This is a genomic window from Enterovibrio norvegicus DSM 15893, assembly GCF_900115495.1.
Lineage (GTDB): Bacteria > Pseudomonadota > Gammaproteobacteria > Enterobacterales > Vibrionaceae > Enterovibrio > Enterovibrio norvegicus.
The window spans coordinates 24,301-36,009 of sequence record NZ_FOWR01000020.1; the positions used below are offsets into that span (position 1 = coordinate 24,301).

Annotated in this window: 7 protein-coding genes and 2 tRNA genes; 1 reads left to right on the forward strand and 8 read right to left on the reverse strand. The window is 46.4% G+C overall.

The features are described from left to right. Positions 1–75: 75 nt before the first annotated feature. Complete coding sequence (locus BM082_RS13735) at positions 76–1,779, reverse strand: chitinase (protein ID WP_017008300.1); 1,704 nt, start codon at positions 1,777–1,779, stop codon at positions 76–78. A gap of 494 nt (positions 1,780–2,273) precedes the next feature. Here BM082_RS13735 and BM082_RS13740 point away from each other — a divergent pair, with 494 nt between their 5' ends. Beyond that, entirely contained in the window at positions 2,274–2,975 is a 702-nt protein-coding gene (locus BM082_RS13740) for a DNA alkylation repair protein (RefSeq protein ID WP_074927331.1), read from the forward strand. Positions 2,976–2,993: 18 nt separating this feature from the next. On the opposite strand, the gene BM082_RS13745 is transcribed toward BM082_RS13740, so the two are convergent. The 7 genes from BM082_RS13745 to BM082_RS13775 form a co-directional block, all read right to left on the reverse strand. Next, on the reverse strand, positions 2,994–3,227 hold the full coding sequence (locus BM082_RS13745; RefSeq protein ID WP_017008302.1) for a hypothetical protein: 234 nt from the start codon (positions 3,225–3,227) through the stop codon (positions 2,994–2,996). A gap of 181 nt (positions 3,228–3,408) precedes the next feature. Beyond that, positions 3,409–4,542, reverse strand: a complete 1,134-nt coding sequence (gene nspC, locus BM082_RS13750; protein WP_074927333.1) for a carboxynorspermidine decarboxylase — start codon at positions 4,540–4,542, stop codon at positions 3,409–3,411. A gap of 61 nt (positions 4,543–4,603) precedes the next feature. Continuing rightward, complete coding sequence (locus BM082_RS13755) at positions 4,604–5,848, reverse strand: carboxynorspermidine synthase (protein WP_074927335.1); 1,245 nt, start codon at positions 5,846–5,848, stop codon at positions 4,604–4,606. 89 nt (positions 5,849–5,937) lie between these two features. Beyond that, positions 5,938–8,853: a pyridoxal phosphate-dependent class III aminotransferase gene (locus BM082_RS13760; protein ID WP_039735468.1), complete on the reverse strand. Its 2,916-nt coding sequence runs from the start codon at positions 8,851–8,853 to the stop codon at positions 5,938–5,940. Between the two features lie 765 nt (positions 8,854–9,618). After that, positions 9,619–10,083, reverse strand: coding sequence for a RidA family protein (locus BM082_RS13765; protein ID WP_074927337.1), 465 nt, complete (start codon positions 10,081–10,083; stop codon positions 9,619–9,621). A gap of 1,207 nt (positions 10,084–11,290) precedes the next feature. Further along, positions 11,291–11,377, reverse strand: a tRNA-Leu gene (locus tag BM082_RS13770). A 202-nt stretch (positions 11,378–11,579) separates the two neighbouring features. Beyond that, positions 11,580–11,655, reverse strand: a tRNA-Gly gene (locus BM082_RS13775). Positions 11,656–11,709: the final 54 nt, after the last annotated feature.

Below are 11,709 nucleotides of genomic sequence, written 5' to 3' on the forward strand. Positions count from 1 at the left end.
TGATCACCATTTACTCATGCATCGCGCTGTATGCCGTGCTTTTGTTCAAGGCATTAGTCATGCATTTATGGACGATTAAAGCTGTTGCCAAGGTCCCCACTGAGCACCAGATGCTGGGTTGTCACCTTGTGTCCAATACTTCGCTTTGTAGGTAACACCACCCACAACAACTTGGTCACCCGCAAGGTAAACCTTGTTGGCATCCCATGTAGAGTTTCCTGGATCAGGCGTTGGTTCTGGATCAGGCGTCGGTGTTGGGTCTGGTGTAGGCTCTGGGTCAGGTGTAGGCTCCGGGTCAGGTGTAGGCTCTGGTGTCGGAGTCGGTGGTGTGCCAGATACCACCTTCCATGCGCCATATTCGCCACTGGTTTCAGGGTTAACACCTTGGTTCCAGTATTTCGCTTCGTAGGTAACACCGTTTACCACCACTTGATCGCCGGTGTTGTAAACCTTGGCGGCATCCCAGGCATTTTCTGCAGGTGGATTAGTACCACCGCCAGTGTCACCGTCATCGATTTTGTCAACGACGCGGACTTCTGGCCAACCTGCATGCGAACCATAGAAATTCGTCACACATTTCTCATAGTCACCCTCAACAAGCGCAGAGTATGCGGTTTGGAAGCCAACCAATTCACATTCAAATGAATAGCCACCCGGACGATCAGCAAAGTACTTCCAGTTGCCATCCCAGTTGGTGTATAGCACGTCGGTTGCACCTTGCAGGTTCAAGCTACCGAAAGGCAATTGCTGCCAGCAGGTATTCACTTCATCAGCTTCAATAGGAATGTCATAGTGTTTCGCGAGACCTTCCCAGTAACGAATGCGGTTAACCGGCTGTCCTTTGTCTTTGTTCTGCTCGCCACATTCAATACCACCATTGATGATGTTGATCGTGGTACCAAATCCATAACCAATGCCTGCATCTTTCTCGCGCTGAGAAGGAACCCAAGTGCGGTCAATCACGTGCAGCATCGCAGGTTTTGGTGCTTGCGGCGTTAAGAAGAACCAAATCGCAGACGCTAGATTCAACCACGAATCAGCGACTAAGCCAGGCTCACCCAATAATTTGTTGGCATTGCCATCAAACATGACTTCTGAAAATGCGCCGTAGTTAAAGTGGTAAGAAAGTTGTTTAGCACCACGACCAAAATAGCCTTCACCCGCCACACAAGGCCAGCGTTTGTTCTGCCAATCATTTTGACCACAACCTGTGGTGTAGCCTTCCTGACCTTCTGACCATCCCATTTCACGAACATGGACAAGCGCTTGCTGCCATTCTTCAAGACCTAAAGGGTTATCCCAAGTATTGTCGACGGCAATATGACCACCCGTTTCTTGAGAGAAGTGCGCAAACGCTGTAATGATAGATTTCTTACAGATAGCATCAGCATCACGGCCATCGGTATAGTCACCACAAAAAGCGGGGAACTTACCAATCGCTTGAAGGAAGCGTGTATAGGTATATTCAGGCGCCGCCATTTGAGTCAGGAAATCCCAATCCTGGCGAGAGAACACGCGCTCTACTCGTTTTACGTTGATCGGATTGCTCGCTAACCCTTCATCAATCGCATCTACGATGGCATTTGGCTGAGTCTCCAGAGCCTTAGACCACGTCGCATACATAGGGTTTGAGGTTTGAGCTGCCGCCGCTGCATTCACTTCTGCGCGCTCAACAATGAATCCATTTGGGTTTTCTGGATCAGGCTGAGGCGTCATGGTTGCCCCCTGAGCCGCAAACGTTGCGCCGAGCAACACCGGGATCAAAGCAGTTTGTTTCATCGTTAACATTCCTTATCAAAAAAATGAGATTGGATTCCTATGGAATTCAAATCACGTAAACTGCGCTGTCTGTGCTTTACTCAACGCCGCATCAATGCCCTAAACTGCCGAAGGAATACACAAACTTCGATACGGCGTTGTTGAGTGTTGCCTATTGACGACGAGCGGCGACTATAATTTCCGCGCAGCCACCTCAATATATGCACAGTGCGAATATTAAAATGAGAGCCACCCACCAGTAGATGTGCCACCCTCTAATGGGATGGCGTTTATCCGAGTGACTTCAAGCTGTTAATGAGAAATTCAATGAAGTGTTTCGCGAAATGTTTACTTACAACTGTTGTGGGAAATGGACTGAAAATAGGGAAATAACGCGCCATAAAAACACACGCATTCATATTTTGAATGTGTTGGAGCTCACTATTTCATTGGGCCCTTTTCAAATAAACTAACCCCGCCCTCTCTCTTCAATTCGCGGGGTAAAAGGACAAGTAATGAACAATGCCAGCACCATTATCGAAGCGATAAAAGCACTTGGTGATGAAGAACTTGCTCAAAACGCACAGCGTTTTTTCAAATCAGGCCCCGGCGAATACGGTGAAGGCGATCGATTTATCGGTGTGCGCGTACCCACCCTTCGAACCTGCGTAAAAGCACACATCAATGCCTCTTTAGAGACAATCCGTACCTTGTTAGAAAGCGAATGGCATGAGATACGCTTGTTGGCGGTTATCCTGCTTTCTGAACAGTTTAAAAAAGCCAAAGGGTATGACCGCACCGCCATATACAATTTCTATCTTTCTCACACCCATCGTATTAACAATTGGGATTTGGTTGATAGTTCAGCGCACCATATCGTAGGTGGGTATCTGGCAGATAAAGACAGAGCTGTGCTTTATACACTCTCGGACTCTGAATCAATTTGGGAAAGACGCATCGCCATGATGGCGACCTTTACGTTTATTCGGCTCAACGAATTTGAAGACACCTATGCCCTTGCAGAAAAATACCTGACAGACAAAGAAGATTTAATTCACAAAGTGTCGGGGTGGATGTTACGTGATGTAGGGAAAAGAGACGTTGAAGGGTTACGCGCCTTTTTAACGACACATATCGCCGTCATACCTCGCACCATGCTTCGATATGCGATAGAGAAATTCGACAGCGAAGAGAGAAAGCATTTTCTTTCCCTCTAATCCAAAAGCAGAAACATCTTATTTTTGCAGACAAAGCGAATGTGTATTTTGGCTTGAAACGTCTGCCTCGTTCAGGTCATTGCCTTGTTTCAGTGCTTCAATTTCTTTCTGGTAGGCCTTGTGCAGCCCTGATGATTTTTGATGATTGACTTCGAATTCGCGTAGCTGAGCTTGGTAAGCGACATAACTACGACATGTTCTCACTGCTAAAACAGCGGCAACGATGACAATCATAAGCAAGAACGCATCCATGTCGTATCCTCCATTCATGATCATCTTCTTTATATTTGAATACATCGAAGAGCGCCATGATCGAGGAATAACACTCAGAGTTACATCAAAAATATCGATAAAAAAGAGCGCACTAGGCGCTCATATTTGTATTTATTCGACGAATATCCGATCGTTAGATGATGATTTCAATTGGCCTTTCTTAGCGAACAGGCCATTGAGACAAGGTTCGTTTGAAATCTTGATAGTCAAATTCGTTCATCAACTGAATCTCACCACTGCTTCGCTGACAATAAATCGAGGGCATCCGAAGGCCATTGAACCAGTTAAGTTTCACCATTGTGTATCCCGCGCTGTCGGAAATGTGCAAGCGTTGCCCAATGCTTAATGGCTCATCAAAATTCGCCACACAGAACTGATCGCCCGCCAAACATGAACAACTGCCAATCACGTATGTGTGTTCACCGTTTTCCGAGGCTTCCTCAATGGAGGCAGGCTCGTTATAGATCAAGGTATCCAAACGGTGCGCTTCCGTCGCGCTGTCTACAATGGCGGTTTGCATGTCGTTTTCGACGATATCAACCACAGTGACAACAAGGTCCGTCGTCTGGGTGATAATGGCTTCACCCGGCTCAAGATACAGCTGAACGCCATGTCGTTCACTGAACACTTTCAGGGCTGCCGCGAGTTTTTCAACGTCATACCCTGGCCATGTGAAGAACACACCGCCACCCAAGCTCACCCATTCTAGCGAGTCGAGATAAGTGCCAAACTTAGCCGAAATAGCATCTAATAAACCAATGAACGCATCCACATCTTTGTTTTCACAGTTCATGTGGAACATCACGCCATTCAACGATGCAAACACCTCAGGGTCGATCTTGTCAGCATGAACGCCAAGACGGGAAAACTGACGCGCGGGATCCGCAAGATCTTGTCCTGCATAACTCACACCAGGATTTAAACGAAGCCCTAACGACGCTTTACCTTCCACCAAGTGACGATGCGCTTTCAGTTGTGATTGGCTGTTAAAGATCAGCTTGTCACAAATGTCTGCAACCTCGCGCACGTCATCTTCGCTGTAGCCCACGCTATAAGCATGTGTTTCACCGCCAAAGGTTTCATGGCCTAGCTTTACTTCATACGGGCCACTGCTCGTGGTGCCATCAAGGTAGGGTTTGATGATGTCAAACACACCCCATGTAGAAAAACATTTGAGTGCAAGAACCAGCTTCACGCCGGAAAGTTCTTTTAAGCGTTTGGCTATTTCAAGATTTCGAATCAGCTTATCTTCATCAATCAGAAAATAAGGTGTTTTTAACGATGATGAATTCATTGTTCTTCTCACAAAAAGCCTGCGATGTTTCACGAAAACATCGCAGGCTTCATTAGCAAATTTACTTAAGGATATTGATGACAGGCGCTTGAGGCTCTAACTCTTCAACACCCCAATCAAGGCCAATCGATGGCATCAATTCGAGGAATGGGTCTGGGTCAAGCTGCTCCATATTGAACACGCCCTTACCGCTCCATGCACCTTTAAAGTAAAGCAATGCCGCAGTGATCGCAGGAACACCGGTGGTGTAGGCGATTGCCTGATGCTCAACGTCTTTGTAAGCCACTTCGTGATCGGCATTGTTGTAGATGAACACGCTACGCGCTTTACCGTCTTTTTTGCCTTGCACCCATGAACCAATACAGGTTTTTCCTGTGTAACCCGGCGCTAAAGATGTTGGATCTGGCAGCAGTGCTTTCAATACTTTCAGCGGCTCAACCACAGTACCGTCTTGCAGGGTGACTGCCTCTGGGCTCAATAGGCCGATATCACGCATGCAGTTGAAGTAGTTCAGGTATGCATCGCCAAAGCCCATCCAAAACTCGATACGTTTTGCAGGGATGAACTCTTTCATTGAACGCACTTCGTCGTGCGCCATTGAGTAAACTTTATGGCTGCCAACAAGCGGGAATTCAAATTCCATCATGCGGGTATGACACGCCACTTGTTTCCATTCGCCATTCTCCCAATAGAAAGAATCACCTTGGATTTCTAGCATGTTGGTTTCAGGGTCGAAGTTGGTCGCAAACTTCTTACCGTGGTCGCCTGCGTTCACGTCCATGACATCGATTGAATCAATCTCATCAAACAAGTGTTTGACGGCATAGGCCGCAAACACACTCACGACACCTGGATCAAAACCTGCGCCTAAAATGCCCGTGATACCTGCTTCTTCAAATTTCTCACGGTAGCCCCATTGCCAATCATAAGCTTGAGGCACTTGCTGACCTTCAGAGCAAAGATCGACCGCCACAGAAGTATCAAGGTATGACACTTTCGCTTGGTAACACGCTTCCATGATCGCCATATTGACCCATGGAGGACCCGCATTGATCACCAAGTCAGGTTTTACGTCTTGGATCAGCGCAACAAGCGCATCAACATCATCTGCATCAACAGCACGTGATTCCAGCTTCAAGCTTGAATCTTTTAAGTTATTGCGCCCTTTGATCGACGCGATGATCGCATCACACTTCGCGACCGTGCGCGATGCGATAGTGATATCGCCCAATACGTCATTGTTCTGTGCTGCTTTATGCGCAATCACCCAACCAACACCGCCAGCACCAATCTGTAAAATTGCCATGTTCTTCATTCCTTATAAGACAATATGTCTTTAAAACAGTGCGATGCCTTTACTACTCAGCGATATAGCAAAGACATCAAACTCAATATTTAACCCTGAACTTGCTTAACCGCATCGTCAGCAAGGCTCTCTAATTCATTCAACAAGCTATCGAAGTCGCTGAGTTTCAAACATGGATTGAGGAGCGTGAACTTGAGTGCCACGTTTCCATCCACCACGGTTTCACCCACGACGGCGCGCCCTTTCACCAGAGCGTCTAATCGGATTTGCTTGTTGAGGTAATCAAGATCGAGACCTTGATTCACGCCCACATATCTAAACAGAACCGTCGACAAACACGGTGCTGCCAGCAGTTCAAACTGAGATCGGTTGTTGACCATGTCAGCCACAAGCTGCGTTTGGTTTAACAAGTGATCAACCATAGAACCGAGCGCTTGCGGCCCGACGTTCTGCAACGTCATCCAAAGTTTGAGTGCGTCGAAGCGGCGCGTTGTCGCAATAGACTTATCAACCAAGTTTGGTAGAACGTCTTCTTCACGGTTGAGGTAGTCGGCATGGTGGCGAATATACCCAAAGTGGTTTTTGTCTTTGAGGATCACCGCACCACAACTGATTGGCTGGAAGAACATTTTGTGGAAATCGATGGTCAACGAATCAGCGCGTTCAATGCCTTCTAGACGCGCATGGTGTCGACTCAGCATTAAGGCACCGCCATAGGCCGCATCAACGTGCATCCATAGGCCGTGTTTTTCCGCCAACATCGCGACATCGTCTAGATCGTCAATCGCACCGTGATCAGTCGTACCCGCTGTGCCTGTGATCGCGAAAGGAATCAAGCCTTCGGCTTTCAACGCAGCCAATGTCGCATCGGCAGACTCAATGTCCATGGTGCCGTCGCTGTAAGTATCGACACAGATAACTGCGTGCTCACCTAGTCCCAACAATGACGCGGATTTTTGCATGGTAAAATGCGAGTTTTTAGAGCTAATAACACGCAGTTTATCCGCGTAATCTGGCAAGCCGTCTTTTTGAACATCCGTCCCTGAGATCTTCTCGATAGCGTTATCTCGCGCCATCAACAAACCCATCAAGTTACTTTGCGTGCCGCCACTGGTGAACACGCCATCAGCTTTTTCATCAAAGCCAAAGCGCTGGCATAACCAATCCGTCACTTCTTGCTCAACGAAGGTTGCCGCACTGGCTTGATCCCACGAATCCATCGATTGGTTCAACGCCGTGATAAAGGCTTCTGCCGCAACAGCGGGAATCAAAGGCGGCGTGTGCAAATGAGCAATACAATGAGGATGCTGAACAATGATCGAGTTCTTCGCGATCAGTTCGCTGGTTTCTTCAATCACGTCATCCAATGACTGCGGTGTTTCACCCAAGTTCGCATGGCGAATTTGAGAGGCCAACACCGTAGGGTCAATGCCGCTGTAAGGCGATTCGGTGTTTTCGAAGATCTTCTTCAGTGCTTGTGTGGTTGCGTTCATCGCCGCTTCAAAACTCTCTGCGCCATCTTTACCGGTATGGATAAAGTGATCACGCCAGTTCTGTTGCAACGTATCGGCAGGCTGAACCGCTTGTGTCGGTTCAACCAATGATTCAATCGCGTCTTGCAACGCCTTTAGCGCAAAGTCTATTTGCTCGAACGTAATAATGATCGGCGGTAAGAAACGAAGCACTGAGCCTTCACGTCCACCTTTTTCGATGATAAGACCACGCTCAAGTGCAGCACGCTGAATAGCGATGGTTAATTCAGGGGCGGAAAGCGGTTCGCCAAACTTGTTTTTGCCACCCTCAGGGTCACAAATTTCAACGCCCAGCATGAGGCCTTTGCCACGCACTTCAGCGATGCAACTTGTAGTAAGTGCGATCTTTTCAAGTCCACGGCGAAGATAATCACCGGTGATTTTGGCCTTATTTGCAAGATTATCGCGACGAATGATTTCCATCGCTTTCGCACCTGAAACCATGGCAAGTTGGTTGCCACGGAACGTGCCAGTGTGCTCACCTGGCAACCAGGTATCAATTTCCTTATCAAACACCAACAATGACATTGGTAAGCCGCCGCCAACGGCTTTTGATAGGCATAAGATGTCGGGTTTAACGCCAGATTCTTCAAACGCAAAATGCTCGCCAGTTTTGCCGATACCACACTGGATTTCATCGAAGATCAGCAAAATGCCATTTTCTTCGGTAATACGGCGTAACTCTTGTAGCCAAAACGCAGGGGCTGGAATCACACCACCCTCGCCTTGCACAGGCTCGACGATGATGGCTGCAGGTTTTTGAACACCGCTTTCGTCGTCTGCCAGCATACGCTCAATGTAGCGAAGCCCTTGGCGTGCGCCTTGCTCGCCTTGAAGACCAAACGGACAGCGTAGATCGTAAGGAAATGGCAGAAAGTGTACATCCGCCATTAAACCTTGGCGGCGTGATTTAGTGCCAAGGTTACCCATCATTGCCATCGTGCCATTGGTCATACCATGATAAGCACCATGAAATGCAGCAATGGTATTTCGGCCCGTGGTTTGTTTTGCCAACTTAATAGCGGCTTCGACCGCATCGGCACCAGAAGGCCCACAAAACTGCACTTTGGTATTTTCAGAGAAATCTTGCGGCAGAAATGCCATCAATTCGCGAATGAAGTGGTCTTTAGCAGGAGTCGTGATATCGAGCGTTTGATACGGAATACCGGCGTTTAACTGCTCAATCAATGCCTGATTAATTTCTGGATGGTTATAACCTAGGGTTAGTGTACCCGCGCCTGCAAGGCAGTCGAGATACGTTTGGCCACGGCTGTCTTCCACAAGAACCCCTGATGCTTTAGCAATCGCAACGGGCAGTCGGCGCGGATAAGAACGGACTTCAGACTCATAGTGCTCTTGGCTGAGTAATAGCTCATCGGGCGTTAAATCGTGCAGGCCCTGTAAAACAGGGATTGGGCTTTCAATGTTTTCGCCCAAAGTGTCGGTGGTGTAGTTCATAATTACAATGTTCATCCTTGTCTTATCATCCGACTTCTTCAAGAACATCTTCCTCGAACGAACAACCTAAATGGCATGAACGATGAGTTCTTGGAGATATAAGTGTCAAATGAAACACACGCTCTTTTATTGAAGAGCATTAACCTGTGCGCGTGATCGTTCACGGCGCGGAGGCAAACGTGTGGTAGAGGCAAAGAAAACGCACGCAGCTAAGCACATAAATACATTCATATGTTTGGTCAACGCGAGATTAAAGCCTCAATTGATCGGGATGATCAAGGCTCAGTAATAATACTGGAATGTGGTAAAACGAAAGCGAAGTGAGTGGATAACTTAATCACTGTTGGGTTCCTCAATATGCCCCTAACCTCTCGGCCGGACAGCTCTATCAATGCCCTTCTACTGGAGTGAAATCTCCAGTACCTACTTGCAACATTCTGTGAATTTACAGATTGTCACGTGTGCCCCGAAAAACTGATGTTCGAGATTGTTGCGAAAGGTAACACAGCGTGATTTTCGAACACAAGAAAATTCTTTAACCAATTGATAAAAAATAACACTCAATTTTGTTGTGGGGTTTTAACAGCCTTAAAACGTATGCAGCCTTGCCTACTTTGATATTAAACCACTATATTTACATGGTTAATACTCAAAATGGGTTTAACATACTGTTAAATATATTATTTATGAGGATAGGAAAGCGAGATACGAGAAATGCAGGGCACAGCCGTCTTTGCATCTGAGAAGTCAGATACACACAGCAAAAAGGCAGGACAGATATTAAGACGCTATTTTACACGGCGTTCGAACTTCAAAAACGGCTTCAATCTCTACTGGCATATTGTCAGGTAACGAACTCACCCCCACAGCAATACGCGAGTCTTTTTCAGTTTCACCGAATATTTCATCAAAAAGATCTGAACAGCCTTCAATGACTTTAGGGTGGTTAATAAATGATGGGTCACTGTTAACCAGGCCTATCACTTTAACAACGCGAGCGACGTTATTTAATGATCCTAAATCATGCTGAATAGCCGACAACAAGTATAAGCCGATCTCTCTCGAGTACTCATAAGCATCTTCAACAGAAATATTCTGACCTACTTTCCCCGTTGTGGAGTGAGGTCCTTGATATGAAATAAACAGTAAATTTCCGGTTTGAAAACCGTGTCCTAAATCTCCAGTCGGATTGGTTAACTTTGGCAATACCACACCAGATTCCATGACAATTGTTTCTGCATCCATAATTACTGGCTCTCAACCGCGTTTTAGATAACGTTCTAGATTACGAAGGTGGCTAATAAATACACCATCCTGTCAAAGGATAACAAACATTCTCTTTAATGCCACATATCTGTTAAATATTATTTCACTTTTATAACTAGTTTATCAAAAACGAAGATCGAAGATAAAGATCGTCTGCCATTATTCATTGCGATCATTTTTTCCTTATCATTCGAATTCCAATTAATATTCGTATCAGTTTCGATGCTAAATCCAAGGATCCTTTACGCAGAATATCAGCTTATTTCCCCTCACTAACCCAACCTACACAGCGTGTTCTATCATACAGTCTCGTAGAGCCCTGATGCAGTACAACTGCCGCACAACTGCCGCACCAAGGGTGCAGCGTAAGCCTTATAAATATCTGCTGTCTTTGAATAACCGTTTTAATTTACCTTACCTAGGTCAGCGTAATGAACGATCTTATATTCAGATCTATTTGTTAAAATTCCCTGCATCTCTCTCAATGAATGTCGACTTCAATGATCAATGAATAAGGATCCTTTCTTACCTATCACATGATCGAAAAAAGGATCCTAAGCGATCATAAAACACGATCCTCCGCTCTCTTTGACACTATTTGCTCACTATGGCTCAGATAGAAAGCGACAAAAAAGTAAAGGGAGCGACAGTGTAAATTGATCTGCACGAGGAAAGCATGGCTGCTCCCCTTCAAAAATATGTCAGTGTTGCTTAAGCCGAGAGAACGCATCTTTAACACCAATTCAGCTCACCTCTCAGTGAATCTTTCGCTATATGTTTATCCACACCACGATCGGTATACCGAATATTCAATCATGAGGGTCTTCATTGTGCGCCAAGAAGACAAGGGAAGAAAACTCAAGATAAACACAAAACGGCTTACAACAGTCCCTTAAAGTAAAACCACATCACTCTCTCGCTATAACGACATGTAGCAACGTCTAGCGATATGAGATACACAGTTCCATTACGATGGAATAGAAAGAATGCCTCTCAGAGTAATATCTAGGACGCTATATACGGCTTTTAAAAAAGAGTACGAGGGTTTCAGGTGAGCGTTTTGTAAGAAGCACTGATGCTGGTCTTGAAACGCAACAAGGCGTAAAGGTCAAAGACCATGGATGAGAATGTAGAGCGCGGAAAATAAAAACGGCCCACAAGCAAGCTTGTGAGCCGTCGTTATAGATGGTGCCCCGGGCCGGACTTGAACCGGCACAACGCGAACGTCGAGGGATTTTAAATCCCTTGTGTCTACCAATTCCACCACCAGGGCACGCAATTCTTTATTGCGATGATAGGCACCATCGTCGCATGCATTTCTGCATACTTACTTTCATCAAAATGAAAGTCAATGTTTGGAGCGACACACGAGGTTCCCGATCTTCAAGGCTTAGGCGTGACCTCAACCTTGGCAAGAGTTCCTTGCGTGTTGCACTTCCGACGAATCAGAAGCTGCTTCTCCGAAGAGAAAAATTTGGAGCGACACACGAGGTTCGAACTCGTGACCTCAACCTTGGCAAGGTTGCGCTCTACCAGCTGAGCTAGTGTCGCATAGTTACACGACGTAACGTCGAATAACGTAATGTGGTTGCGGGAGCCGGATTT

Bases quoted from the DNA above. Each gene is read 5' to 3' on its own strand.
- BM082_RS13745 (WP_017008302.1), bottom strand. From the start codon at position 3,227: ATGGATGCGTTCTTGCTTATGATTGTCATCGTTGCCGCTGTTTTAGCA.
- BM082_RS13735 (WP_017008300.1), bottom strand. From the start codon at position 1,779: ATGAAACAAACTGCTTTGATCCCGGTGTTGCTCGGCGCAACGTTTGCG.
- BM082_RS13765 (WP_074927337.1), bottom strand. From the start codon at position 10,083: ATGGATGCAGAAACAATTGTCATGGAATCTGGTGTGGTATTGCCAAAG.
- BM082_RS13760 (WP_039735468.1), bottom strand. From the start codon at position 8,853: ATGAACATTGTAATTATGAACTACACCACCGACACTTTGGGCGAAAAC.
- nspC (WP_074927333.1), bottom strand. From the start codon at position 4,542: ATGAATTCATCATCGTTAAAAACACCTTATTTTCTGATTGATGAAGAT.
- BM082_RS13740 (WP_074927331.1), top strand. From the start codon at position 2,274: ATGAACAATGCCAGCACCATTATCGAAGCGATAAAAGCACTTGGTGAT.
- BM082_RS13755 (WP_074927335.1), bottom strand. From the start codon at position 5,848: ATGGCAATTTTACAGATTGGTGCTGGCGGTGTTGGTTGGGTGATTGCG.